The sequence below is a fragment of the Pseudomonas sp. Leaf48 genome (genome assembly GCF_001421885.1).
Classification (GTDB): domain Bacteria; phylum Pseudomonadota; class Gammaproteobacteria; order Pseudomonadales; family Pseudomonadaceae; genus Aquipseudomonas.
On the sequence record NZ_LMLH01000003.1, the window covers coordinates 209,405 to 234,851 of the forward strand.

General features: G+C 58.9%; 27 protein-coding genes, 5 tRNA genes and 1 pseudogene. 15 read left to right on the top strand and 18 right to left on the bottom strand.

The annotated features are described in order from the left end of the window. Positions 1-27 precede the first annotated feature (27 nt). The 8 genes and pseudogenes from ASE98_RS27660 (at position 28) to ASE98_RS04005 (ending at position 4,839) form a co-directional block, all read left to right on the top strand. Positions 28-873, top strand: coding sequence for a DUF2515 family protein (locus ASE98_RS27660; RefSeq protein WP_442962691.1), 846 nt, complete (start codon positions 28-30; stop codon positions 871-873). Next, the gene (locus ASE98_RS03975; protein WP_060540070.1) at positions 870-1,484 is read left to right on the top strand and encodes a hypothetical protein; all 615 of its coding nucleotides are present in this window, start codon (positions 870-872) and stop codon (positions 1,482-1,484) included. Before ASE98_RS27660 ends, ASE98_RS03975 begins: the two co-directional genes overlap by 4 nt. Beyond that, on the top strand, positions 1,481-1,885 hold the full coding sequence (locus ASE98_RS03980; protein ID WP_060540071.1) for a DUF2515 family protein: 405 nt from the start codon (positions 1,481-1,483) through the stop codon (positions 1,883-1,885). Before ASE98_RS03975 ends, ASE98_RS03980 begins: the two co-directional genes overlap by 4 nt. Beyond that, positions 1,882-2,493 (top strand): hypothetical protein, encoded by a 612-nt coding sequence (locus ASE98_RS03985; RefSeq protein WP_060540072.1) that lies wholly within the window; start codon positions 1,882-1,884, stop codon positions 2,491-2,493. Before ASE98_RS03980 ends, ASE98_RS03985 begins: the two co-directional genes overlap by 4 nt. Beyond that, the gene (locus ASE98_RS03990) at positions 2,490-2,903 is read left to right on the top strand and encodes a DUF2515 family protein (protein WP_060540073.1); all 414 of its coding nucleotides are present in this window, start codon (positions 2,490-2,492) and stop codon (positions 2,901-2,903) included. Before ASE98_RS03985 ends, ASE98_RS03990 begins: the two co-directional genes overlap by 4 nt. Next, positions 2,900-3,514 (top strand): hypothetical protein, encoded by a 615-nt coding sequence (locus ASE98_RS03995; RefSeq protein ID WP_060540074.1) that lies wholly within the window; start codon positions 2,900-2,902, stop codon positions 3,512-3,514. Before ASE98_RS03990 ends, ASE98_RS03995 begins: the two co-directional genes overlap by 4 nt. A gap of 203 nt (positions 3,515-3,717) precedes the next feature. Next, a pseudogene (locus ASE98_RS04000) lies at positions 3,718-4,225 on the top strand (hypothetical protein); the annotation flags it as partial. Then, on the top strand, positions 4,222-4,839 hold the full coding sequence (locus ASE98_RS04005) for a hypothetical protein (protein ID WP_060540076.1): 618 nt from the start codon (positions 4,222-4,224) through the stop codon (positions 4,837-4,839). The pseudogene ASE98_RS04000 and the gene ASE98_RS04005, both read left to right, overlap by 4 nt. A gap of 198 nt (positions 4,840-5,037) precedes the next feature. Here ASE98_RS04005 and ASE98_RS04010 read toward each other — a convergent pair whose 3' ends face one another. The 10 genes from ASE98_RS04010 to gltX form a co-directional block, all read right to left on the bottom strand. Further along, positions 5,038-5,484: an Hsp20 family protein gene (locus tag ASE98_RS04010; RefSeq protein WP_060540077.1), complete on the bottom strand. Its 447-nt coding sequence runs from the start codon at positions 5,482-5,484 to the stop codon at positions 5,038-5,040. A 121-nt stretch (positions 5,485-5,605) separates the two neighbouring features. Then, positions 5,606-6,565 carry a tRNA dihydrouridine synthase gene (locus ASE98_RS04015; RefSeq protein WP_060540078.1) on the bottom strand — a complete coding sequence of 320 codons (960 nt, stop codon included), beginning with the start codon at positions 6,563-6,565 and terminating at the stop codon, positions 5,606-5,608. Between the two features lie 173 nt (positions 6,566-6,738). After that, positions 6,739-7,182, bottom strand: a complete 444-nt coding sequence (locus ASE98_RS04020) for an acyl-CoA thioesterase (protein WP_060540079.1) — start codon at positions 7,180-7,182, stop codon at positions 6,739-6,741. 48 nt (positions 7,183-7,230) lie between these two features. Continuing rightward, positions 7,231-8,064, bottom strand: coding sequence for an alpha/beta fold hydrolase (locus tag ASE98_RS04025; RefSeq protein WP_060540080.1), 834 nt, complete (start codon positions 8,062-8,064; stop codon positions 7,231-7,233). A 29-nt stretch (positions 8,065-8,093) separates the two neighbouring features. Next, positions 8,094-8,633: a TetR/AcrR family transcriptional regulator gene (locus tag ASE98_RS04030; RefSeq protein WP_060540081.1), complete on the bottom strand. Its 540-nt coding sequence runs from the start codon at positions 8,631-8,633 to the stop codon at positions 8,094-8,096. A 184-nt stretch (positions 8,634-8,817) separates the two neighbouring features. Further along, positions 8,818-8,893: transfer RNA gene (locus ASE98_RS04035), tRNA-Glu, on the bottom strand. An 81-nt stretch (positions 8,894-8,974) separates the two neighbouring features. After that, positions 8,975-9,050 (bottom strand) — tRNA-Ala (locus ASE98_RS04040). 53 nt (positions 9,051-9,103) lie between these two features. Further along, positions 9,104-9,179: transfer RNA gene (locus ASE98_RS04045), tRNA-Glu, on the bottom strand. Between the two features lie 79 nt (positions 9,180-9,258). Continuing rightward, a tRNA-Ala gene (locus ASE98_RS04050) sits at positions 9,259-9,334 on the bottom strand. 203 nt (positions 9,335-9,537) lie between these two features. Next, positions 9,538-11,019, bottom strand: a complete 1,482-nt coding sequence (gltX, locus tag ASE98_RS04055) for a glutamate--tRNA ligase (protein ID WP_060540082.1) — start codon at positions 11,017-11,019, stop codon at positions 9,538-9,540. A gap of 230 nt (positions 11,020-11,249) precedes the next feature. Here gltX and ASE98_RS04060 point away from each other — a divergent pair, with 230 nt between their 5' ends. Beyond that, the gene (locus ASE98_RS04060; protein ID WP_060540083.1) at positions 11,250-12,299 is read left to right on the top strand and encodes an HlyD family secretion protein; all 1,050 of its coding nucleotides are present in this window, start codon (positions 11,250-11,252) and stop codon (positions 12,297-12,299) included. 49 nt (positions 12,300-12,348) lie between these two features. Further along, the gene (locus tag ASE98_RS04065; RefSeq protein WP_177336946.1) at positions 12,349-13,839 is read left to right on the top strand and encodes an MDR family MFS transporter; all 1,491 of its coding nucleotides are present in this window, start codon (positions 12,349-12,351) and stop codon (positions 13,837-13,839) included. Between the two features lie 133 nt (positions 13,840-13,972). Here the strand turns inward: ASE98_RS04065 and uvrB are convergent, their stop codons facing one another. Then, complete coding sequence (gene uvrB / locus ASE98_RS04070; protein WP_060540085.1) at positions 13,973-15,988, bottom strand: excinuclease ABC subunit UvrB; 2,016 nt, start codon at positions 15,986-15,988, stop codon at positions 13,973-13,975. A 335-nt stretch (positions 15,989-16,323) separates the two neighbouring features. Between uvrB and ASE98_RS04075 the strand changes: the two genes are divergently transcribed. Continuing rightward, positions 16,324-17,520, top strand: a complete 1,197-nt coding sequence (locus ASE98_RS04075) for an amino acid aminotransferase (RefSeq protein ID WP_060540086.1) — start codon at positions 16,324-16,326, stop codon at positions 17,518-17,520. 324 nt (positions 17,521-17,844) lie between these two features. After that, positions 17,845-18,054, top strand: coding sequence for a hypothetical protein (locus tag ASE98_RS04080; RefSeq protein WP_060540087.1), 210 nt, complete (start codon positions 17,845-17,847; stop codon positions 18,052-18,054). On the opposite strand, the gene ASE98_RS04085 is transcribed toward ASE98_RS04080, so the two are convergent. After that, positions 18,051-18,281 (bottom strand): hypothetical protein, encoded by a 231-nt coding sequence (locus ASE98_RS04085; protein WP_060540088.1) that lies wholly within the window; start codon positions 18,279-18,281, stop codon positions 18,051-18,053. The two genes, ASE98_RS04080 and ASE98_RS04085, sit on opposite strands and share 4 nt — an antisense overlap. A gap of 226 nt (positions 18,282-18,507) precedes the next feature. On the opposite strand from ASE98_RS04085, the gene ASE98_RS04090 reads away from it, so the two are divergent. After that, a tRNA-Asn gene (locus ASE98_RS04090) sits at positions 18,508-18,583 on the top strand. Between the two features lie 210 nt (positions 18,584-18,793). Here the strand turns inward: ASE98_RS04090 and sorB are convergent. The 3 genes from sorB to ASE98_RS04105 all read right to left on the bottom strand — a co-directional run bounded on the left by sorB (position 18,794) and on the right by ASE98_RS04105 (position 22,481). After that, positions 18,794-19,441 (bottom strand): SorB family sulfite dehydrogenase c-type cytochrome subunit, encoded by a 648-nt coding sequence (sorB, locus tag ASE98_RS04095; RefSeq protein WP_060540089.1) that lies wholly within the window; start codon positions 19,439-19,441, stop codon positions 18,794-18,796. A 10-nt stretch (positions 19,442-19,451) separates the two neighbouring features. Beyond that, positions 19,452-20,711 carry a SorA family sulfite dehydrogenase catalytic subunit gene (gene sorA, locus ASE98_RS04100; protein WP_060540090.1) on the bottom strand — a complete coding sequence of 420 codons (1,260 nt, stop codon included), beginning with the start codon at positions 20,709-20,711 and terminating at the stop codon, positions 19,452-19,454. 252 nt (positions 20,712-20,963) lie between these two features. Next, positions 20,964-22,481 carry a nucleobase:cation symporter-2 family protein gene (locus ASE98_RS04105; RefSeq protein ID WP_060540091.1) on the bottom strand — a complete coding sequence of 506 codons (1,518 nt, stop codon included), beginning with the start codon at positions 22,479-22,481 and terminating at the stop codon, positions 20,964-20,966. A gap of 255 nt (positions 22,482-22,736) precedes the next feature. Between ASE98_RS04105 and ASE98_RS04110 the strand changes: the two genes are divergently transcribed. Both ASE98_RS04110 and ASE98_RS04115 read left to right on the top strand, forming a co-directional pair. After that, positions 22,737-23,018, top strand: coding sequence for a BrnT family toxin (locus ASE98_RS04110; protein WP_060540092.1), 282 nt, complete (start codon positions 22,737-22,739; stop codon positions 23,016-23,018). A 3-nt stretch (positions 23,019-23,021) separates the two neighbouring features. Then, positions 23,022-23,327, top strand: coding sequence for a BrnA antitoxin family protein (locus ASE98_RS04115; RefSeq protein ID WP_060540093.1), 306 nt, complete (start codon positions 23,022-23,024; stop codon positions 23,325-23,327). Between the two features lie 53 nt (positions 23,328-23,380). Here the strand turns inward: ASE98_RS04115 and ASE98_RS04120 are convergent, their stop codons facing one another. From ASE98_RS04120 to ASE98_RS27450, 3 genes are all read right to left on the bottom strand, one after another. Next, on the bottom strand, positions 23,381-24,214 hold the full coding sequence (locus ASE98_RS04120) for an arylamine N-acetyltransferase family protein (protein ID WP_060540094.1): 834 nt from the start codon (positions 24,212-24,214) through the stop codon (positions 23,381-23,383). Between the two features lie 112 nt (positions 24,215-24,326). Further along, positions 24,327-25,121 carry an exodeoxyribonuclease III gene (locus ASE98_RS04125; RefSeq protein ID WP_060540095.1) on the bottom strand — a complete coding sequence of 265 codons (795 nt, stop codon included), beginning with the start codon at positions 25,119-25,121 and terminating at the stop codon, positions 24,327-24,329. Between the two features lie 136 nt (positions 25,122-25,257). Further along, positions 25,258-25,380 (bottom strand): hypothetical protein, encoded by a 123-nt coding sequence (locus ASE98_RS27450; RefSeq protein ID WP_269084470.1) that lies wholly within the window; start codon positions 25,378-25,380, stop codon positions 25,258-25,260. Positions 25,381-25,447: the final 67 nt, after the last annotated feature.

A 25,447-nucleotide genomic window follows, 5' to 3' on the forward strand; every position in this document is an offset into this window, starting at 1 on the left:
TTTGCTTCGAAACAGGTTGGCTGCGGATTGCTGCATGCGGCGGAGTCGGTCGAGAAAATGCAGGCTGAACACGAAGCGGGACAGAGCCTGATGAAGAGTGCAAACAAACGATTCAGGTTGTTCGGCCTTGGCGAGCCTGAGCGACAAGCGAGGCTGCAGGACTACCAGCAAGCACAACGAGACTACCAACAAGCCCGCCGGGACAATCCGGTGCCGGGATTGGACCATCGGCGCGACGGTGAACCCTTGTCCCTAGTACAACAACAATTTCAGCATGTGTACGAGATGCTGGCCATGGGCAATACCACGCTGTTTCTCGATGTGTATCCGTTGCATGTGTTTTACGCGGAACGGGGGTTGGAAGCGCTCAAGGTATGCCTGCCTTCTCGAAAAGACATCTATGGAAGTGGTGAGCATCCGGTGCTGTGGCCTGTCGGGCAAGAAACACTGCAGTTCGGGATTGACCACAAAGAAATCCTTTTGGCGTTCGAAGCAATTGAATCTGGCAACATCCCCAAAAGTGTCCAACATCTGGCTTGGCACGAACAACAGAATATCCTGCAACCAGCGATGTACAGTGACTGGCGATTCAACTCGTTGCTGTACAGCAATCATCTTTCCTATCTGGTCGGTCTGCCGTCCGGTGCCGCTGAAGCCATCGAGCTGACGTTGGCCAGTCAATGCCGCCTGGTAGATGACCAACGCACGGTTGGCTTCAGCAAGAGCGTGTTTGCCGACCTTTCCGACATCAAGCAGCGCATGACTTTTGTGCTCAGAGCCGCAGACCAGTTTGACAAGCTGTTGCATAGTGACCAGCGCGACCAGCTTGAGCGGTCGATTCGAAATATAGCCCTAGGCGGTGGCGTGCGATGAGCCTGCTGCAATGCGTGGGCTGGCGACGTAGTGCGCTGGCACTGGCAGTCGCCGTCCTCCTCACGCTTGCGGCGATTCAAACACTTTCGGATGAGCCAGAAATCGCACTGATGATAGACGAACCCTGGGAGGATATGCGCCGTCGCTCCAGTGCAGCCATTGATCCAGCCATTCCCGGACACTATTGGGGTCTATTGCCCAAGTCTGATGCTCGCCTGCGTTTCGTAGACCCACAATTCGGCTTCGTGACCCCATTGGCCCGTTTCTTCAGCATAAGTTTCGATAATGAGCGGGTCGGTAATGTCCGCATGTCCCCGCAAATCGAACCTTTGTTGCTCAACGACACCCTCAAGGTCGTGCTTGATCTGCAAGAGCAATGGCGAAAGGCGGGATGGGTAAACATCCGGGCAAAGGAAGATCCACCTTTCGCCGACACGCCGGCGTGGCGTGCCCGCTTGCGCGACGTGAACAAGGGCGGTACGTCCTATTGGCACGCCGGTGACAAATACCAGGTGATGCTGGTGGTTCATCGCTTCAAGGACAACAAGCGCCCAACTGAAGAACGCTACCTGATCACGCTGTCACTGGCCACGCCCTGGACCAACCCTTGATCCGGCATTTGACACTGGAGCTCATAGGCGCACCGGCTGAGGATAACGGGTGGATCGTCCACTTCGGCTACGCCAGGCACGAACAGATCAACATCTTGCAGCCTGCTATGTACGGTGACACTGGACTAAAATGGTTGCTCCGCGGGAACTATTTCTCCTACGTCACCAACTTTCCTTGCGGGGCTGCGCAGGCCGTTGAGCTGACTCTGTCCAGCCAGCGCCGTCCCGTCGAGGACGGGTGCTCCATTGGTTTTAGCAACTTTCCCTTCGCCGATCTGGCAGACGTCGACCGGCGTACGGCCTTCGTGCTTAAAGCCGCAGCACAGTTTGAGGATTTGCTGCACAGCGATCGGATTGCGCAGTCGATTCGGGAGATTGCTTTAGGTGGCGGCGTACGATGAGCGTACTGCATCGTGTGGGCTGGTGCCGCTGCTTTTCGCTGCTGGCAGTCGCGGCCCTCCTGGCAGCAGCGATTGAAGTCCTATCGGATGAACCGGAAATCGCCCTGTTGATTGGCGAGCCTTACGAAGCCATGCGTCAGCGCTCCACTGTGAGCATAGATCCTGCCATTCCAGGTCGATCATGGTTCAGCATGCCAAAATCCGACGCGCGCCTGCGCTTTATTGATCCTCAGTACGGTTTTGTAACCCCACTTGCCCGTTTTCTGACGGTGATGTTCGATGATGAACGGATCCATGGTGTCCGTATGTCCCCACAAATCGAGCCACTACTGCTCGATGAGACCCTCAAGGTCGTGCTGGATCTGCAGGAGCAATTGCGCTCAGCCGGCTGGACTCCGATCCGGGTTGAGGAAGACCCACCATTCGCCGATACGCCCCAATGGCGGGCCCAATTGCGCGACGTGAACAAGGGCGGCACCTCCTATTGGCATGCCGGTAACCGCTATCAAGTGATGCTGGTAGTCGGCCGTATCAAGGATAAAAAGCGCCCCACGGAAGAGCGCTACCTCATCACGCTGGCACTAGCCACGCCCTGGACCAACCCTTGAACTGGCCTTTGACGCTGGAGCTCATTGGCGCACCGGCTGAGGATAACGGGTGGATCGTCCACTTCGACTACGCCAGGCACGAACAGATCAACATCTTGCAGCCAGCTATGTACGATGACACTGGACTGAAATGGTTGCTCCGCGTTAACCAGTTTTCCTACGTCACCAACTTTCCTTGCGGGGCTGCGCAGGCCGTTGAGCTGACTCTGTCCAGCCAGCGCCGTCCCGTCGAGGACGGGTGCACCATTGGTTTTAGCGACTTTCCCTTCGCCGATCTGGCAGACGTCAAGCGGCGTATGGCCTTCGTACTTAAAGCCGCGGCGCAGTTTGACGATTTACTGCACAGCGACCAGCGCGGCCAGATTGAGCGGTCGATTCGAGAGATCGCCCTAGATGGGGGCGTACGATGAATTTGGTGCACCGCGTGGACTGGCGACGTAGTGCGCTGGTACTGGCAGTCGCCGTCCTACTCACGCTTGCGGCGATTCAAACACTTTCGGATGAGCCAGAAATCGCACTGATGATTGGCGAGCCTTACGAAGCCATGCGCCAGCGCTCCAGCTCAAGTATCGCCCCAGCCATATCGGGGCATTCCTGGTTCGCTGTTCCCAGATCCGATGCGCGACTGCGCTTCATTGATCCCAAGTACGGTTTCGTAACGCCCAAGGCCCGCTTTCTAACGGTAATGTACGATGACGAACGGATTGGAGGTGTCCGAATGTCCCCCCAAGTCGAACCTCTAACGCTCGACGAAACCCTCAAGGTCATACTGGATCTGCAAGATCAATGGCGTAAAGCCGGCTGGGTACCCATCCTGGTCAAGGAATTCCCATCGTTCGCCGACACGCCGCAATGGCGGGCCAAACTGCGCGATGCCAACAAAAGTGGTTCGGCGTACTGGCGAGCTGGCGACAAATATCAACTGATGTTGCTGGCTCACCGCTTCATGGACAAAAAACGCCCTACCGAGCAGCGCTACCTCATTACACTGGGAATCCACCAGTCTCGAGGGATGGAATGAGTTTGATGCACCGCCTGAACTGGCCGCGTGACAGTTTTGTATTGGCGGTCGCATCCCTCCTGACGCTATCAGCAATTGTGTTGCTATCGGACGACCCGGAAATTGCCTTGGTAATTGGCGAGCCATACGAGGCAATGCGCCAGCGTTCCAGCGCAAGTATCGATTCAGCCATACCGGGCCACTCCTGGTTCAACATTCCCAANTGCCTTGGTAATTGGCGAGCCATACGAGGCAATGCGCCAGCGTTCCAGCGCAAGTATCGATTCAGCCATACCGGGCCACTCCTGGTTCAACATTCCCAAGTCTGATGCCCGTCTTCGCTTCGCAGATCCCCAATTCGGCTTTGTGACACCTTTGGCCCGATTCTTTACCGTGAGTTTTACGGATGAGAAGGTGAGGAGTGTCCGCATGTCCCCGCAAATCGAGCCACTACTACTCGACGACACCCTCAAGGTCATACTGGATCTGCAAGATCAGTGGCGTAAAGCCGGCTGGGTACCCATTCGGCTCAACGACTACCCATCGTTCGCCGATACGCCGCAATGGCGAGCTCAACTTCGCGATGTCAATAAAGTCGGTGCAGCCTATTGGCGAGCCGGCGATAAATATCAACTGATGCTGCTGGCTCACCGCTTCAAGGACAATAGACGTCCCACCGAGGAACGCTACCTCATCACACTGGGAATCCACCGATCTCGGGGTGTGCAATGAGTTTGGTACGCCGCCTGAACTGGCAGCATGGCGTTTTGGTACTGGCGGTCGTATCAGCCTTGGCGCTTTCAGCAATTGAGTTGCTATCCGAAGAACCGGAAATCGCCCTGCTAATTGGCGAACCTTGGGAAAATATGCGCAAGCGCTCCAGCGCATCGATTGATCCAGCCATCGCCGGCCATTTTTGGGGACGTTTACCCAAGTCGGACGCTCGTCTTCGTTTCATCGATCCTCAATATGGGTTCATAACTCCGCTGGCACGCTACTTCACGGTTACGTTCAATCGTGACGGGTCAATCAACGGTGTCAATATGTCCCCACAAATCGAACCTTTGCTGCTCGACGAAACCCTCAAGATCGTGCTGGATCTACAGAAGCAATGGCGCAACGCTGGCTGGGTACCCATCCGCGTTGAGAAAGATCCACCATTCGCCGACACGCCAGAGTGGCGTTCCCGACTGCGTGACGTGAACAAGGGCGGCACCTCCTACTGGCATGCGGGCACCCAGTATCAAGTGATGCTGGTGGTCAATCGATTCAAGGATTACAGGCACCCCACCGAGGAGCGCTACCTCATCAAGCTGTCACTGGCCACGCCATGGACCAATCCTTGACCTGGCCCGCTGACGATAGATGTATCGTTGCCAGAGTTGCGATGCTCAACTGTAAATCAGCCTGCGCTGACGTCACGATAGCGCCGAAAATCTTTTCAGCACGCAGAAAAGCAAATGCCCCGACACGTCGGGGCATCCGCTTTTTCCGTAACAGGACGGGTTTTCACACAGCCTGTAACGGCATTTTTCTACATCGACTCAATGCTGCAAAGCCGGCTTCTGCACCCCATTGATCGGGATGCGCTTGGCTTTCGCCTCTTCCGGAATCACCCGCAGCAGGTCTATGCTCAGCAGACCGTTGCTCAAACCGGCGGCCTTGATTTCGATATGGTCCGCCAGACGGAAGGACAGTTTGAATGCACGCTGGGCGATGCCCTGGTGCAGGAAGGTCACGTCTTCGTTGGCGTCGCGCTTGCCACCACTGATGGTCAGCACGCCTTTCTCGACTTGCAGCTCCAGGTCTTCTTCCTGGAAGCCGGCCGCCGCTACGACGATGCGGTATTGGTCGTCGCCGTGTTTTTCCACGTTGTAAGGCGGGTAGGTGCTGCCTGGCTCATTGCGCAGGGCGGTTTCGAACAGGTCGTTGAAACGGTCGAAACCAACCGAGGAACGGAACAGTGGTGCCAGGGAAAATGCAGTAGTCATGAATCAAATCTCCTGAAAACAATCAGCAAGGTTTTTTGTCTCCGCGACCCGAATTCGGCATCGCGTACCCCTTAGATAGGGACCGCTGATTGCATTTCAAGAGTTTTTTTGCAGATTTTTTTCAGGCTGCTTCAGCGACCGGCAGACCCAATAAACGTGAGACCTGATCGAGTTCAGTCTCGCGACGCAGGAGGGAAAACAGCTCCACCGCCTCAGGGTAATTGCGGGTCAGCATGGCCAGCCACTGCTTCAGGCGACCCGGCGATTGCCGAGCGGTCATCTGCGCCTTGGCTTGCAGCCAGAAATCCTGGATCAGCGGCAGCAGCTCGGCCCAGGTCATCTCGACCACTTCTTCGCCGGCCCGTGCCGCGGCGATTTGCCGGGCCAGGTCGGGACGAGAAACCAGGCCGCGACCGAGCATGATGTCCTCCACGCCACTGATCTCGCGGCAACGGCGCCAATCGTCGACGCTCCAGATATCACCGTTGGCGAACACCGGCACCTTGACCACATCCTGCACCCGCGGAATCCATTCCCAGTGGGCCGGCGGCTTGTAGCCGTCCACCTTGGTCCGCGCATGCACTACGATGTGCTCCGCCCCGCCCTCGGCCAAAGCCGTGGCGCACACCAGCGAACCGTCCGGGCTGTCGAAACCCAGGCGCATCTTGGCGGTGACCGGAATGTGCGCAGGCACGGCGCGACGGACGTGCTCGACGATCTGGTTCAGCAGTTCAGGCTCTTTGAGCAGTACTGCGCCACCACGGGATTTGTTCACGGTCTTGGCCGGGCAGCCGAAGTTCAGGTCGATGACCTCGGAACCCAGCTCGCAGGCGAGCGCGGCGTTTTCCGCCAGGCACACAGGATCCGAACCCAATAGCTGCACGCGCAGCGGCACGCCGGACGCGGTGCGGGCGCCGTTGAGCAGTTCGGGGCCGAACTTGTGGAAATAGGCCGGCGTGAGCAACTGATCGTTGACCCGGATGAACTCGGTCACACACCAGTCAATGCCGCCCACCCGGGTCAGCACGTCGCGCAGGATGTCGTCGACCAACCCCTCCATGGGCGCCAAAGCAATTTGCATGAAAAACACACTCAACGAAAAACGTGCGGCAGTTTACTGGATTACGCGAAAAATCTGCAGAACATCGCAGATTCATCAATGTGGGAGCGGGCTTGCTCGCGAAGGCGGTGTGTCATTGAGCAGTGATACAGGCTGACCCACCGCTTTGGCGAGCAAGCCCGCTCCCACATTAGTTACACCAATGCCTGCTGCTGAACCGCCGGGCCGTAGCCTTCAATGAACTCAGCCGGCATACGCTTGGGCTTGCCGCTGGACAGCTCGATGCAGACGAAAGTGGTCTGCGCACGCAGCAACGTCGAATTGTCGCTGGGGCGAATCAACTGGAAGTGCCGGGTCATTTTCAGGCGCTGATCCCAATCGACGATCCAGGTCGCCAACTGCAACTCATCGCCTTCATAGGCGGCCGCCAGGTAATCGATCTCGTGCCGCACCACTGCCATCGCCCGATCCAGGCGACGATATTCGACCAGATCCAGGCCCAGACGCTGAGAGTGACGCCAGGCGCAGCGTTCGAGCCAGGTCACGTACACCGCGTTGTTTGCGTGGCCAAGCCCGTCGATGTCCTCGGCGCCCACCTGCAGATCAATGACAAATGGTGTTTCCCGATCCCAGCCCATGCCCCACTCCCGGTCAGATAATTTCCACCGGCGCAGTGTAACGGATGCTCAGGCCGATTGGCGTGATTGCAGGCTGCGTCCGGCCAGCAGTGATAACACGCCATCAATTACCCGAGGGTCGGCCAGTACGCGCTGATGACCACCCTCTTGCAGGCGCAGTAAACGGCTGTCGAACCAGGCTTCGTGGATCAGTTGCGACTCCTTGACCGGTACAAGGCAGTCATCTTCGGCATGGACGATCAGGCCAGGCATGTCGAGTTGATAGTGCGCGACATCCAGCATCGCAGCGCGCATGCCGACGTCTTGCTCGACCTGGCGAATGAACGCCGAACGGGCCTTGGGCGGCAGCCGCACGTAGCGTGCAAAGCCGCGCAATACGCCAAGGATGCGTGCCGGGGCGGCAATGGTCACCAGGGTTTCGGTACGCAAGCCCAACTGCACCGCGAGCATTGCACTGGCACCACCCATGGAATGGCCGATGACCGCTTGCAGCGGTGGCAATTCGGCGGCGGCCTCGAGCATGGCGCGGGCGAACAGCATGACATTGGCTTCACTACCGGGTGAACGACCGTGTGCGGGGCCGTCCAGGGCCACCACCGAGTAACCGGCATCGACCAGCGCCGTGATCAGGCTGGCGAACTGGGTTGGCCGCCCTTCCCAGCCATGCATCAGCAGTACTGCCGGGCCTTGCCCCCAGCGCAACACCGAGAGGCCGAAACGCAAGGTGATGCGCTCGGACTTCGCCAGCAGCGGCAGCTCCCAGTCCCGGGGTGGCAGGTCCCGCGGGGTCATGAAGGCCAGGCGCATTTTTCTTGCAACCAGCTTCGGTGCGAACCAGCCCAAGGTACCATTAACGCCACGAACCCACTTCAACGTGCTCATCGCATTCTCCCCAGGCCGCAGCCTTCAGGTCAACGCACAGCCGACTTGGCGGCGCGCAGTAAACGATCGGACAACTCACCCGGCCCCAGCGCGCGCGCCAGGGACAGGCCGCCGACCATCAAGGCCATATCGGCCAGAGCTTTGTCGGTTTCTTCGGGGCTGGCCGCCAACTGCGCGATCATCAGCTCCAGGTGTTCATTCAGGGCCGCCCGAAATTCGTCCGGCAGGCGCCCCAGTTCGCCGACCGAAGCCGGGATCGGGCACGCCGATTCGGAGGAGTCACGGTGCTTGCGTGACAGGTAGAACGCAGCCACCAGTGCCCGGCGCTCTTCGCCGGTCAATTGGGCGTCCATGTCGGCAATCAGGTCGCGACGGTGACCGAGCAGCTGCTTGAACGCTTCCAGCATCATCGCGTCCTTGCTTTCGAAGTGCGCGTAGAAGCCGCCGACCGTCAGGCCCGCCGCGCCCATCACTTCACCCACGCTTGGCTCAGCCGGCCCACGCTGGATTAGCGCCGAGCTGGCCGCCTTGAGGATACGTTCGCGGGTTTGAGCTTTTTTATCGTTCATCGATGCCTCCGAATATTACGACTAGAATATTATTCTCATAATAATTTTCTGCAAGCCGTAGATGTGACCGCTGGTCTGAAGAACAGTTTGATAAGAAATGGGGGATTTGGCCAAACGCCAGACAAACAAAAGGGCCATTCAATAATTGAATGACCCTTATAAAATCCCGCAGAGCGGGTAATCGTGGCGTCCCCTAGGGGACTCGAACCCCTGTTACCGCCGTGAAAGGGCGGTGTCCTAGGCCACTAGACGAAGGGGACACAAACCCTTCTATACAACTGATCAGTGCTGAGAGCTGATCGATTCAAGGCCGGTGTGGCCAGACCTTGAACTTGTAAAATTGGTGGAGCTAAGCGGGATCGAACCGCTGACCTCCTGCATGCCATGCAGGCGCTCTCCCAGCTGAGCTATAGCCCCGGATTTTTCGCCTCGCGGCGGAGCGACATCTTGCAACATCGCTTCTGTAAAACTGGCGTCCCCTAGGGGACTCGAACCCCTGTTACCGCCGTGAAAGGGCGGTGTCCTAGGCCACTAGACGAAGGGGACGCAAACCCTTCTATACAACTGATCAACGCTGAGTGTTGATCGCTTCAAGGCCGGGGTGGCCAGACCTTGAAGTGTAAATTGGTGGAGCTAGACGGGATCGAACCGTCGACCTCTTGCATGCCATGCAAGCGCTCTCCCAGCTGAGCTATAGCCCCTCATCGTTGATGTCATCGCTGAGGACGGGGCGAATCTTAAGGGCGTATCGAAGGCCTGTCAAACTTATTTTGCAAAAAATTTAAAATTTTTTGCCGACATAACAATCACTTACCGCCCTCCCCCCGAAAATTCGGGGGTCTGAGGGCCACCGCGCGCACCACGACGGGGGCACACAATGGCCATCAGCCCTTCACCAAGCGTGTCAGGCAATAGCACCCAACAGCTTTTCCCACTCTTTGTTTTCTTTCTTCGAAACGCCGCCCAGCAGGTCGAGCGCCTGACGCAAGCGGAAACGGGTCAGGTCCGGACCGAGGATCTCCATCGCGTCCAGCACCGATACCGAGCTGGCCTGCCCCGTGATCGCGGCGAACATCAGCGGCATGGCATCACGCAGCTTCAGCTCCAGGGATTCGACCACCGTCTGGATGGTTGCGGTAATGCTGTCCTTCTCCCACTGGCGCAGGCTTTCCAGCTTCCACAGGATCAACTGCATCAACTGACGGACCTGATCGCCCGAGAGCTTCTTCGATTCGAACAGCTTCGCATCCGGATTCACGCCACCGGCAAAGAAGAACCCGGCCAGCGGTGCAACCTGGCTGAAGGTTTCAACCCGGCCTTGCACGTGCGGCGCGATCTTCATCATGTACTCGGAGTTGAGCGCCCACTTCTGCACACGCGCGGCGAATTCTTCCACCGGCAGGTCACGCAGCCATTGGCCATTGAGCCACGACAGCTTTTCGATGTCGAAAATCGGCCCGCCGAGGGACACGCGCTTGAGGTCGAAGTTGTCGACCATTTCCTGCAGGGAGAACTTTTCACGCTCGTCCGGCATCGACCAGCCCATGCGCCCCAGGTAGTTGAGCATCGCTTCCGGCATGAAGCCCATGCGCTCGTAGAAGGTCACCGAGGTCGGGTTCTTGCGCTTGGACAGCTTGCTCTTGTCCGGGTTACGCAGCAGCGGCATGTAGCACAGCTCCGGTTGTTCCCAGCCGAAGTACTCGTAAAGCAGGATCAATTTAGGCGCCGACGGCAGCCATTCCTCGCCACGCAACACGTGAGTGATGCCCATCAGGTGGTCATCGACCACGTTGGCCAGGAAGTAGGTCGGCAGGCCGTCGGTCTTCATCAGGACCTGCATGTCCATGCGATCCCACGGGATTTCAACGTCGCCACGCAACATGTCCGGCACCACGCAGACACCTTCGCTCGGCACTTTCATGCGGATCACGTGGGGCTCGCCGGCCGCCAGGCGACGGGCCACTTCCTCCTTGGACAACAGCAGCGCGCGGCCGTCGTATCGCGGAGTTTCGCCACGTGCCTGCTGCTCGGCACGCATCTGGTCCAGCTCTTCAGCGGTGCAGAAGCACGGGAAAGCGTGGCCCATGTCGACCAGTTGCTGGCAGTACTTCTGGTAGATATCGCCGCGTTCGCTCTGGCGATAGGGACCGTGCGGGCCACCCACATCCGGGCCTTCGCTCCAGTCGATGCCCAGCCAGCGCAAGGCGTCGAAAATCTGCTGCTCGGACTCGCGAGTCGAACGCACTTGGTCGGTGTCTTCGATCCGCAGGATGAACTCACCGCCATGCTGCTTGGCAAAGCAGTAGTTGAACAATGCGATGTAAGCGGTACCTACGTGGGGATCCCCGGTAGGCGATGGCGCGATGCGAGTGCGGACGGTGGTCATGGCATGTCTCAAAAAGAATAAAAGCGAATATCCAACAAGAGGCGAATGGTAACAGGCGACACCCGCCCGGCTCCAGTGAACAGGGCATTTAAGCCAAGGTTGCGGGTGTTACATGCGTATTACGCAGTGAATGAGCAAATATCAGCCACCGGCATTTACCGCTGATCGGCTGTATGCCAGATTGGCCTGCTGATATATTCCCTTACATTTTAATGACTACAGTTTGCCCCATGCCTGCCCAACTCAAGCGTCGCCTGTACACCTTCCTCCTGATTGTCCTGCTGATTGCCGGCGGTCTGTTCGCCCACTGGTTCTTGAAGGGGCGCTTTTACGAAAGCACCGACAACGCCTATGTCCAGGGCGAAATCACCCGCGTATCGAGCCAGTTGTCCGCCCGCATCGACCAGGTGCTGGTGCACGACAACCAGCACGTCGAGAAAGGCCAGCTGTTGATCAAACTCGAAGGCGATGACTTCCGTCTCGCCGTCGATCGCGCCAACGCTGCCCTCGCCACCCGTCAGGCCGAGCGCCTGCAAGCCCAGAGCAAACTGACCCAACAGGCCAGCCTGATTGCCGCCAGCGAAGCACAGGTCGCCTCCAGCCAGGCGAGCCTGGGCCGTTCGCAGATCGATCTGATTCGCGCCGAGACCCTGCGCAAACCCGGTTACGTCTCCGAAGAGCGGGTGACCACCCTCTCCGCCGACAACCACATCGCCCGCTCGCAAGTGGCCAAGGCCCAGGCCGATGCGCAGAGTCAGCGCCAGCAGATCAACGCTTTAAGCGCCGAAATTAAACGCCTCGATGCGCAGATCGCCAACGCCAGTACCGATCTGGCCCAGGCCGAACTGAACCTGACCCGCAGTGAAATCCACGCGCCTATCAGCGGCCTGATCGGCCAGCGCGCCGCGCGCAACGGTCAAGTGGTGCAAGCCGGCGCCTACCTGATGTCGATCGTCCCGGATGAAGACATCTGGATTCAGGCCAACTTCAAGGAAACCCAGATCGGGCACATGCAGCCCGGGCAGAAGGCCGAACTGACCTTCGATGCCTACAGCGACACGCCAATCGACGCGCGGGTCGACAGCCTGTTCGCCGCCTCGGGCGCGCAGTTCAGCCTGTTGCCGCCGGACAATGCCACCGGCAACTTCACCAAGGTCGTACAACGGATCCCGGTCAAACTGACCTTCGCCGCGGACAACCCGCTGCGCGGCAAGATTCGTCCGGGCATGTCGGTCACCGCTACTGTGAATATCAAAGACGCCCCAGAAGATGGCCGGTGATCAACTGATCCGCCCGGTCGGCGAACCGACCCGGCGGGACTGGATCGCGGTGATGAGCGTGATGCTCGGCGCCTTCATGGCGGTGCTGGACATCCAGATCACCAACTCATCGCTCAAGGATATCCAGGGCGCACTGTCGGCCACCCTGGAAGAAGGCTCGTGGATTTCCACCTCGTACCTGGTGGCGGAAATCATCATGATCCCGCTCACCGCCTGGCTGGTCCAGCTGCTGTCGGCCCGCCGCCTGGCGGTATGGGTGTCCCTCGGGTTTCTGGTCGCCTCGCTGCTGTGTTCCATGGCCTGGAGCCTGGAGAGCATGATCGTGTTCCGCGCCTTGCAGGGTTTTACCGGCGGCGCGCTGATCCCGCTGGCCTTCACCCTGACCCTGATCAAACTGCCGGAACACCACCGGGCCAAGGGCATGGCGATGTTCGCCATGACTGCGACCTTCGCCCCTTCCATCGGCCCGACGCTCGGCGGCTGGCTGACGGAAAACTGGGGCTGGGAATACATCTTCTACATCAACATTCCGCCCGGACTGATCATGATCGCCGGCCTGATGTATGGCCTGGAGAAGAAAGAAGCCCACTGGGAACTGCTCAAAAGCACCGATTACGCCGGCATCGTCACCCTCGGCGTCGGGCTCGGCTGCCTGCAGGTGTTCCTGGAAGAAGGCCACCGCAAGGACTGGCTGGAATCGAATCTGATCGTGGCGCTGGGCAGCATTGCGCTGATCAGCCTGATTACCTTTGTGATCGTGCAGTTTTCCAGACCCAACCCGCTGATCAACCTCGGCATCCTCGGCAATCGCAATTTCGGTTTATCGAGCATCTCCAGTATCGGCATGGGGGTCGGTTTGTACGGCTCGATCTATCTGCTGCCGCTGTACCTGGCTCAGATCCAGAACTACAACGCCCTGCAGATCGGCGAAGTGATCATGTGGATGGGTGTGCCGCAGCTGTTTCTGATTCCGCTGGTGCCCAAGCTGATGAAGATCATTTCACCGAAATGGCTGTGCACCCTGGGTTTCGGGCTGTTCGGCATGGCGAGCTTCTACTCCGGGGTGCTGAACCCGGACTTCGCCGGACCGCAGTTCAATCAGATCCAGCTCCTGCGCGCACTCGGCCAGCCGCTGATCATGGTCACCATCTCGTTGATCGCCACGGCGTACATCCTGCCTCAGGATGCGGGTTCGGCATCGAGTCTGTTCAACATTCTGCGCAATCTTGGCGGCGCCATCGGCATCGCCCTCCTCGCCACGTTGCTGGATGCGCGCACCAAGACCTACTTTGATTATTTGCGCGAGTCCATCGTGCCGAGCAATCCGCAGGTGGCCGAGCGGATAGCGTCGTTGGCGGACCGGTTGGGCAGTGAAACGGCGGCGCTGGGCAAGCTCAGCGAGATCGCCCACCAGCAGGCAGCGATCATGGCCTACAACGATGCGTTTCATTTTCTCGGGATAGCGCTGGGGATCAGCATGCTGGCGGTGTTGCTGACCAGGAAGTTGCCGGTTGGTATCAAGGTTGGTGAGGCGCACTGACCAACTGCTGCACTGAGACTACTGATCCCATCGCGAGCAGGCTCGCTCCCACATTGGACCGCGTCCGTCGAGACGACCCAATCAACTGTGGGAGCGAGCCTGCTCGCGATGAGGCCAGTTCAGACGCTACCAATCAAACGGCAATCAGCCGCTCACGCAACTTGGCAATCTCGTCGCGCATCTGCGCCGCCGCTTCGAATTCCAGGTCGCGTGCCAGTTGGTACATCTTCTCTTCCAGCGCCTTGATGCGCTTGGCGATCTCGCCCGGTGAACGCAGTTCGGCTTCGTAACGGGCGTTTTCCTCGGCGGCCTTGGCCATGCCTTTGCGCTTCTTGCTGCGCGAACCCGGCACGGTGGCGCCTTCCATGATGTCGGCCACGTCCTTGAATACACCTTTGGGCGTGATGCCGTTGGCCAGGTTGAACGCGATCTGCTTGTCGCGACGGCGCTCGGTTTCACCGATCGCGCGCTCCATGGAACCGGTGATGCGGTCCGCATACAGAATCGCCCGGCCGTTGAGGTTGCGGGCCGCCCGGCCGATGGTCTGGATCAACGAACGCTCGGAACGCAGGAAGCCTTCCTTGTCGGCATCGAGGATCGCCACCAGAGACACTTCCGGCATGTCCAGGCCTTCGCGCAACAGGTTGATCCCCACCAGCACATCGAAGGTACCGAGGCGCAAATCGCGGATGATTTCTACACGTTCCACAGTGTCGATATCCGAGTGCAGGTAGCGCACCCGCACGCCGTGGTCGGCCAGGTAGTCGGTCAAGTCCTCCGCCATGCGCTTGGTCAGCGTAGTGACCAGTACTCGCTCTTCGAGGGCGACGCGCTTGGTGATTTCCGACAGCAAGTCGTCGACCTGGGTCAGTGCCGGGCGGATTTCGATTTGCGGGTCCACCAGCCCGGTCGGACGCACCACCATGTCAATGACGCGCCCGGCGTGTTCGGCTTCGTAGTTGCCCGGCGTCGCCGAGACAAAAATCGTCTGCGGGCTGATGCTTTCCCACTCGTCGAACCGCATCGGCCGGTTGTCCAGCGCCGACGGCAGGCGGAAGCCATATTCCACCAGCGTTTCTTTACGGGAGCGGTCGCCTTTGTACATTGCCCCGACCTGCGGCACGCTGACGTGGGACTCGTCGATCACCAGCAAGGCGTCCGCCGGCAAATAGTCGAAGAGCGTCGGCGGCGGCGCACCGGCTTCGCGGCCGGACAGGTAGCGCGAGTAGTTTTCGATGCCGTTGCAGTAACCCAGCTCGAGGATCATCTCCAGGTCGAAACGGGTGCGCTGCTCCAGGCGTTGCGCCTCCACCAGTTTGTTGTTGGAACGCAAGTATTCCAGGCGCTCCTGCAACTCGACCTTGATCCCCTCTACGGCGCCCATCAGGGTTTCCCGGGGCGTCACGTAGTGGCTTTTCGGGTAGAAGGTAAAACGCGGCAATTTGCGGATGACTTCGCCGGTCAGCGGATCGAACGCCGACAGGCTCTCCACTTCATCGTCGAACAGTTCGATGCGGATCGCTTCGAAATCCGATTCCGCCGGGTGGATATCAATCACATCGCCACGCACGCGGAAAGTCGCACGGGCGAAATCCATGTCGTTGCGGGTGTATTGCAGGTCGGCGAGACGGCGCAGCAATTCACGCTGATCGAGTTTGTCGCCGCGATCCACGTGCAGCACCATCTTCAGATAGGTTTCCGGGCTGCCCAGGCCGTAGATGCACGACACCGTGGTGACGATGATCGCGTCCTTGCGCTCCAGCAGCGCCTTGGTCGCCGACAACCGCATCTGTTCGATGTGATCGTTGATCGAGGCGTCCTTCTCGATGAAGGTGTCCGAGGACGGCACATAGGCTTCGGGCTGGTAGTAGTCGTAGTAGGAGACGAAGTATTCCACCGCATTGTTCGGGAAGAACGCCTTGAACTCACCGTACAGCTGCGCCGCCAGGGTCTTGTTCGGCGCCAGCACCAAGGTCGGGCGCTGCACCTGGGCGATCACATTGGCGATACTGAAAGTCTTGCCCGACCCGGTTACCCCAAGCAACGTCTGGTGCGACAGCCCGGCATCGATCCCCTCGACCATCAGGCGGATGGCCTCCGGTTGATCGCCGGCGGGCTCGAAACGGGTGACAAGCTGGAATTCAGACATGAAGTACCTCTGGATCACTCTTGCCGGTGACGCCGACACGAACGAGAAAGACCGCAAACGACCGCTGTCGCCCGAGGAAAAAACTGGATTATGCTCAATGTGGAGCCGATTGCCGGCGCTTTCAAGGCAAACGTCTTACATCCCGTGAAGCCTTGGCCTCGACCAAGCGACTGGCGGTCGAAAAATAATGGAAAAAACATACCGGAAAACCTGATTCGCCTGTCGCCATTGAACACTGATGGCCTCTATACTAGCTCCCCGTTTGTGCACCGCTCTAGTGCATTCGGCTGGAGCGCGACACGTCCCTCCACTCTCCATTCAGAGCCGCCGCAATAATGAGCCTGTTCTCCGCTGTCGAAATGGCACCACGCGATCCAATCCTGGGCCTCAACGAAGCATTCAACGCCGATACCCGTACCAACAAGGTCAATCTGGGAGTCGGTGTTTATTGCAACGAGGAGGGGAAAATTCCACTCCTGCGCGCCGTTGTCGAAGCCGAAACGATTCGCGTCGCTCAACACGCTTCCCGCGGCTACCTGCCCATCGACGGTATTGCCGCCTATGACCAGGCCGTGCAAAAACTGCTGTTCGGCAATGATTCGCCGCTGATCGCAGCAGGCCGCGTGATCACCACCCAAGCCGTTGGTGGCACTGGCGCGCTGAAAATCGGTGCCGACTTCCTCAAGCAGCTGCTGCCGAACGCCGTCGTGGCAATCAGCGACCCAAGCTGGGAAAACCACCGCGCACTGTTCGAAACCGCCGGCTTCCCGGTGCAGAACTACCGCTACTACGATGCCGCGACCCACGACGTGAACCGTGCCGGCCTGCTGGAAGACCTGAACGCATTGCCAAACGGCTCGATCGTTGTGCTGCACGCTTGCTGCCACAACCCGACCGGCGTGGACTTGAGCCCGGCGGACTGGAACAACGTGCTGGACGTGGTTAAAGCCAAAGGTCACGTGCCGTTCCTCGACATGGCCTACCAGGGCTTTGGCGATGGCATCGACGAAGACGCCGCCGCTGTACGCCTGTTCGCTGAATCGGGCCTGACCTTCTTCGTCTCCAGCTCGTTCTCCAAGTCGTTTTCGTTGTACGGCGAGCGCGTTGGCGCCCTGTCGATCGTCAGCGAATCGAAAGAAGAAAGCGCGCGCGTGCTGTCGCAAGTCAAGCGCGTGATCCGCACCAACTACTCCAACCCGCCGACCCACGGTGCAAGCATCGTCGCCGCTGTGTTGAACAGCCCGCAACTGCGCGCCCAGTGGGAAGCCGAACTGGCCGAAATGCGCCTGCGCATTCGCGGCATGCGCACGCAGATGGTCGATCTGCTGGCGCAAAATGCTCCGCAGCGCGACTTCAGCTTCGTGGGTCGCCAGCGCGGCATGTTCTCCTACTCCGGCCTGACGGTTGAGCAAGTGACCCGGCTGCGCAGTGAGTTCGGCATCTACGCCCTGGACACCGGCCGCATCTGCGTGGCCGCGCTGAACCAGAGCAACATCAAAGTTGTGACGGATGCGATTGTTCAGGTGATCTGATTTCGCCCTGAAACTAAAAAACGGGAAGCGAAGGTGCTTCCCGTATTTATTTGGCTCAGATAATTCTCAATGGCGAGCCCGAGAACTCTAAACTGCACCTATCGAATGTGTCAGAGAACCCTGTGGCGAGGGGGCTTGGCCCCGTTTGAGTGCGCAGCACTCACAATATCTTTGGTGCTAACAGATATTTGGGGGGCTGCTTCGCAGCCCAACGGGGGCAAGCCCCCTCGCCACAGGCAAGCCCCCTCTCCACAGGCAAATCCCCTCGCCACAGGGCTCTCTCCCACAGATTTTTATACACCGAGATATTTCACGAGAACCCACATGAAAAACGATGACCTGCGCGCTGACCGCGATGACCTGGATGATCTGGACCATTTCGTCCCTCGCACCCCGGCCAGACGCGGCAACAATCTGGTGATGCAAGTAGCCACCGGGGTGTTCCTCGGTGGCCTGGCCCTGTGGCTGGTGCAACTGGGCGCTACGATGCTGTATGCCAAACTGATGGTCGGCACCCTCACCTTCGGCGGTTAGGCCAACTCGGTGGCACGCTGACTGGCGGCATTGTCATAGGCGACATAGAGCGATTCGGCGATCTGACTCTTGATCGCCTTGGTGCTTTCCAGCCCCAGGACAAAACCTTCGGCCTTGCCACCGGCGCGATTCAATTCCTCAGCCGAGCCGGCCTGGGTGATTGCGTCGAACAATTTCTCGGCGTGAGGGCCGACGCCTTTGGGCAGGCTGATCTGAGCGATGCTCATAAGCACACCTCGTTGTGTTGAGGCGTGAGAACGGATTGATTCATGGCGCGTACCTTTTCGGCGAATGGCCGGCAGCGCGTGTCACCACTTCCGGGCGGTCATGGTAGACCCCTGAGCCGATTCTGGTAACCGCCATCGCTGCAAATCCACCGTCCGTCCCGACGAATCCGTCAATTTGCTATCCGATGCTTGACTTCTCTTTTTGAATCAGTAACATAGGCGCCATTCCGCGATAGCTCAGTTGGTAGAGCAAGTGACTGTTAATCACTGGGTCCCTGGTTCGAGTCCAGGTCGTGGAGCCAGACACAGTTCAGAGATGATTCTCTGAAATAAAAAAACCCGCCTTCTGGCGGGTTTTTTCGTTTCAGGCGTACCGCCTGGCTCCTGCCAATTCAACGGCCTTCGAAGTGAAGGTCGATTCAATAAAAGGGAGCCCGCTGAAACGCAGCCCCCCTCCATGTCACAACGCTACCGCACTCCCCGACTCGGCCCGCAGGCCATGCCCGGATGGCTTACCGGCTGAGAATGAATGTTGTCAGGGTTTGCAGATCCTCCGCGCTCAGCTGTGCAAAAGGCGGCATCGGGATGTCCCCCCATTTGCCGCTCCCCCCGTGCTGAATGCTCGACGTAACCTTGGTCAACGCCTGCGGATCATTGGCATACCTGGCCGCCACATCGTGATAGGCCGGGCCTACAACCTTGTGATCGATCGCATGACAGGACAAACAGGCATTGTTCTGCAGCAGGGCCATGGGATCGGCTTTCGCGGCAGGCACCGCCGGGGGCTGGGCCGCCACCGGGTTCGAAGCCGCCTGCACCTCGGCATCGCTCGCCTTGGCACTACCGTAGGTCACCGCGAGGTAGGCGCCAATCATGCTCACGTCCTGATCGCTGATCGGAGCGCCATACACGTGTTGCATCTTGCCAGCCTCTGCCGTCCACTGCGCCAGGCTCAAGCCGGGAGGCTGGAAGGCGATGTAATCGGCAGAATGGCAGATGGAACATTTTTGCTGCGCCAATTGATAACCAGGCAGTGCGCTGGGCTTGAACGCTGCGGTTTCCGGCGGCAAGGTGATCGACAATGGCGCTGCGCTCGCCATGGTAGCCAGACAAAACTGCGCCGCGCACAGCAAGGTCATCATGGGTTTCATGCTTTTCATGCTGGCCCCCTCAGGAAACGGTCACGTGGCTGGTTTCTACGACATGGCGACGGTAGCCACTGGGGTTCCAGTCAGCTTTCACAGGTTGCATCTCGCCCGCACTGTTAGCGGCTCGCACCATCAACTGTGTGGCGCCCTTGCTGGTGAAGGTGACCGGTAATGTCCACTCGCGGAAGGAGAAACGGCCAAGGTCCTGCCCCAGCGTGGCTTCTCGCCAGCTTTTGCCCCCGTCGATCGAAACCTCCACCTTGTTGACGCCAGCACCACCATCGAACGCAATGCCCTTGAGCAGCACGCTCTTTTTCAGCGGCAACACGTCGCCATGTTTAACGCTGGTGATGAAACTGCGCACCGGCAATTTGGAAATCGGCCGGGTTTGCGCCGCCGTGGTACCGGGGGCGATGCAGGAACACTCGTTGTCTGGAAGGCGGTAACCTTTAGCCATGAAGAAACCGTCGAAGGTATGGTCGACGACTTCGATCTCACTCAGGTGCTTGACCCAGTAAGTACCGAAATAACCGGGTACCACCAGACGGATCGGGTAACCGTTGAGGAATGGCAGATCAGTTCCGTTCATGGACCAGGCGATCATCGGCTCACCGTCCATGGCATGGCTGATGTCCAGCGCTTTGATGAACTCAGGCGTGCTGGGCAGCACTGGCTTGTCGAGGCCACGGAAGGTCACTTGTCTGGCGTCGGCTTTCACGCCGGCCTTTTCCAGGACTGCCTTGAGCGGCACGCCCACCCAGCGGGCATTGCCCATTGAGCCATTACCCAACTGAGCGCCGAATACCCGCGGCATCGAGAAACCACGGCTGTTGCCTGAACACTGATTGACGGCCACGACTTCCACCGGCTCGGCGAGGGCCTTGAGCTCTGCAAGGGAAAGCGACAGCGGCGTGTCGACCGAGCCCTTGATTGTCAGACGGTAGCTGTCCGGATCAATGCTGGTGGGGAAATCTGCAAGGTGATAACGCACGAAAAACGCATCATTGGGCGTGATTGGCCCTTCGTTGAAAACAGCGAATGGCGTCTCAAGGTGGGGCGGACGCGTGGTCACCAGCGTCAAAGGACGTTTTTGCGGGTATTGCACCAGCGGCCGCGGGCCAGCCGCGAAGGTCACGTCTTCGGCGGTGTCATCAGCAGTGCGGGGTGTGTCGGCGGCTTTGGCAAGGCTTGCCAATGGCGAGGCCGCCAAAGCCAGGGTAAAGGCATCACGCAGCACACGCCGGCGGCTGCGCTTGCTGTCATCTATAAAACTGAACTTCATTCTGCGCTCTCTATAATTTTTTTACTGAGATGCAACAAAGCCCTTCCGCAAGGCACGGAGACATCGGCCAACTGGCGAAACAGGTTCGTTTCGAGGCTCGTCTTCGACGAGCAAACCAGTATCGTCACGCACCGGGAGAGCGCTTTTCATATGGCGTCAATGAGTTCACATTTGATGACAGCGACTGGCAACAAAAAAGGCGCCCCGAAGGACGCCTTTTCAACTCGCTAGAAACCTGGCCGCAACCTCTTTTCAGACATGTTCGCTACTTTTTGCATGTAACGAACGAGGCTCCACAGACCCATGCTCCAGTTCCACCACCGGAATCTCCTTGCCGTCGCAGTCATGCAGTTTGCCGTCGCTGAAGTAATCACCTTCACGCAACGCCGCCAGGTCCTGATAACGCAGAACCCGCTCGGTACCTGCCGCGAACACCGACTGCTGATCCGAATTGCCGGCGGTGAGGTGGTTGAAGGTCAGGTTCAGCACAATGGCCATGATCGCCGACGAGCTGATGCCCGAATGGAAAATCGTCGAGAACCAGCTTGGGAAGTGGTCATAGAAGCTCGGCGCGGCGATCGGGATCATGCCAAAACCGATAGAAGTCGCAACGATGATCAGGTTGACGTTGTTGCGGTAGTCGACCTTGGACAGCGTACGAATGCCACTGGCCGCCACGGTACCAAACAGCACGATGCCAGCACCACCCAGCACCGACGTCGGCACGGCGGCAATGACCCGACCCATGAAGGGCAGCAGGCCGAGGATCACCAGGAACAGACCGCCAGTGGCTACTACATAACGACTTTTGATGCCGGTGACCGCCACCAGTCCGACGTTCTGGGCAAAGGCGCTCTGGGTGAAGGAGCCGAAAATCGGCGCGATCATGCTCGACAGCATGTCGGCGCGCAGGCCATTACCCAGGCGTTTGGAGTCGACCTTGGTGTCGATGATCTCACCAACCGCCAGGATGTCTGCGGACGTTTCCACCAGCGTCACCATTACCACGATGCACATCGACAGGATCGCCGCAAAGTGGAAGGTCGGCATGCCGAAGTGGAACGGCGTCGGAAAGCCAAACATCGGACCTTCGCTGACCGACGAGAAATCGGCCATGCCCAGGAACACCGCGATGATCGTACCGATGACCATGGCCAGCAGGATCGACAGACGCGAGATAGTCGCACTGCCGATTTTGCTGAGAAACAGCACCAGCACCAGGGTGACTGCTGCCAGGCCGATGTTCGCCACGCTGCCGAATTCCGGGGAATGACTGTTGCCGCCCATGGCCCAGCGTGCCGCCACCGGCATCAGCGTCAAGCCGATGGTGGTGATGACGATACCGGTGACCAGGGGCGGAAAGAACTTGGTGATACGCGAGAATACCGGCGTGATCAGCAACCCGATCAGGGACGCCGCAATCACCGCCCCCAGAATCGACTGAAATCCGCCCTCCCCGCCACTGCTGACAATCGCCACCATGGTCGCGACGCCAGAGAAGGAAACGCCCTGTACCAGCGGCAATTGACAGCCAAAAAACGGTAAACCAAGGGTTTGCAACAGCGTCGCCAACCCCCCTGCAAACAGTGAAGCAGCAATCAACAAGCCGATGTCCGCCGGCGACAGCCCGGCAGCCTGACCAATGATCAACGGCACCGCAACGATGCCACCGTACATGGTCAGAACATGTTGCAGGCCGTAAGCCATATTCGCGCCGATCCCAAGATTTTCATCTTCGGGCCGTTGGTGTGAAACATGGGGCGTTTTCATGGTAGGGGGTTCCCTGGTTTTTGTTATGCGCACACTGTATGCAAGACATAGGACAAATGTCTATAGAGTTGTATACAACTTACCAGTCACGAAATGGATGATCGGCCATTTCGCTCCTTTGCAACGGCTTAGGCCCCTTCCAAAAACCTTGAAATATATCCCCGCGCGCTCGTTCGTCCATGCCCACTAGTCTTTTCAGTTCCTGGCGACCATCGGTTGCGTCGCCCCCTTTCTTATACATATAACGTATGCATAATGAAGCCATTCGAAATTCAGTATCACAAGGCAAAGAACGCGGCCAACAAACTTAAGCATCAGGGCATCAGCCTCGCCGAAACCGAACCAGTGTTCCATGACGAGCGCGCCCTGACGGTTCAAGACAATCACCACGAAGAACAGCGGTGGATCACCATGGGACTGGATGCAAAAGGTAGGTTGCTGGTTGTCGCGTACACCTACAGGGATCCGAATTTCGTTCGAATTATTTCCGCGCGCATCGCCACCAAAAGCGAGCGCCGTCAGTATCTGGAGGCATGACCGATGAAAGACCAATACGATTTCAACAATGCAAAGCGCGGGCCAGTGGCCTCAGGCAAAGGCAAGACCCGAATTACCATCATGCTCGATGACGTCGTTATTGAGGCGGCCCGGGCGCTGGCGGAAAGCGAGGGCCATGGCTATCAGACTGTGATAAACCACACGCTGCGCCGGGCGCTGCTCGGTGACGGCAAGGCCGGGCAGCTGAAAAAAGGCATCACCACGGCAGAATTGAAGGGCCTGGAGCAGAAACTGTCCGAGGCCTTGCGCGAAATTCAGCGGGTGATGGAGCCAGAAGTTCGCCCTTGATTGGCAGAACCCTTAGCGTGCTGAAAAGCCGATGAGGGGTGGCGCACGCACTATTAACCGTCTGTTAAGTCGATCAACCGCTCTAGCGTGCACTTCAACTGCGCATGCTCCGGCACGCGAATGCCGAATTCGCGCTCCAGCAGCTCAATTAACTCCGATACATCCGCCACCTGCCGGCGCTCACTGTCCTCGCCGATACGATGAATCGCGAAGCTGCCGTTATTGAGCGTGCGCCGCCACCCCTCCCCTGTGCGCGCCACCATCAGCCGTTCGGCGAATGATGACCCCGGGTGCGTCGAGACGTACCAGTTGCCGACCGTGAAATCGATGTCTTCCTGGCGTTGCAGGTCGAAGATGTACATCGCTCGCCACTCGCCGTCGACATTGGCGCGCAGGGTATAGCCGTCGACGTGCTGTTCAATGCGATAGGGCTCGTGCGGGGTCAGTTGTTCGCCACGAGAATCCAGCAACAATGGAGCGGTAGGCACCATGCCACCGAAACCGACGTCAGTGATGTAGCGCACATCATCGATGGTGAGCAGACTCAGGCGATGGGTGCGAGCTGTCCACGCCCCTTCCGGCTGGCCCATGACCACCCGGCCGCTGATGGCACGGGCGTCGAAACCCAGCTCCTGGAGCAAGGCCAAAAACAGCTTGTTGAGTTCATAGCAATAACCACCGCGGCCGTCGTGCAGGACCTTTTGCTCGATGGACGGCAGGTCGATCAGTACCGGTTCGCCGGACAGTGTGGTGAGGTTTTCAAAGGGGAACGCGCCGGTATGGCGCAGTTGCAGACGGCTCAGGTTTTCCAGGGTCGGTGCCGGCGGGGCATCGAAGCCCAGACGTTGCAGATACAAAGCGGTGTTTGTCAGGCGTGGCTCGCTCATTGCTCAATCCTTTTGCACGGCAGCTGCGGATCACTGCGCCAATGGGCGCTATGTATAAAGGATGAGCCGGCATTGCCGACAATTGATTTAGCCAATCGCCCGCCCGCAAACTTCAACGCCGCTTGCGTGAAGCCAGTTGAATCCAGGTCGGCGCATGATCGCTCGCGTGGGGTTCGTTGCGCACCCAGGCATCCACGCCGGCATCTTGCAGATACGGACTCAAGGCCGGATTGAGCAGCAGATGATCGATGCGCAAGCCGGAATTTTTCTGCCAGTGCTGGCGGAAATAATCCCAGAACGTGTACAGCCGGTCCTCGGGGTACAGATGACGCAGGGAATCGGTCCAGCCCTGGTCCAGCATACGCTGATAACACGCGCGACTCTGCGGTTGCAGTAACGCATCCTTGAGCCAGGAGCGCGGGTTGTAGATGTCAAGGTCGGTGGGCACCACGTTGTAGTCACCGGCTAGCACCACCGGATGCTCGCTGCCCTGAAGGGTTTGCGCATAACTGATCAGGCGCTCGAACCACGCCAGCTTGTAATCGAACTTCGGCCCCGGTTGCGGATTACCGTTGGGCAAGTACAGGCAGCCCACCAGGATGCCGTGCACGGCAGCCTCCAGATAGCGGCTGTGGGTATCGTCGGCACCGCCCGGCAGACCGCGGCGACTCTCCAGCGGTTGCGCATCCCGCGCCAGAATTGCCACACCATTCCACGACGCTTGACCGTGCCAGATGGCGCCGTAGCCGGCAGCTTCAAGTTCGGTGGCGGGAAATGCACTGTCGACCGACTTGAGCTCCTGCAGACAGGCGATGTCCGGTTTCTCGCGTTCAAGCCAGGCCAGCAGGTTTGGCAATCGGGCGCGCATGCCGTTGACGTTGAACGTCGCGATTCGCAGATTCTTCATGGGCGGGCGCTCCAGAGGGCCGGGTGTCTTCTGGTGTGACACCTGCGCCTTTGGGTGGTTGCGTTGGTGGCTCCGGGACGACGGACGACTGGCGACACACGCTGTACACCGATGAAACACGCGGTGCTCGAAGCTTTCAACGATCGGAACGCATCAGCGTCTCGGCGCCACCGTCCATCAACAAGGTTGCCGCACGGTTTCGCCCCAAGTGCTTGGCCTGATACAGAGCCGCATCCGCCCGTTCGATGAACAAATCCATGTTGTCGCGCCCGGTCGGCACAAAGGCATTTTTCCTGTGAGGACAAGGCCCGGGCAACGACCCAAAC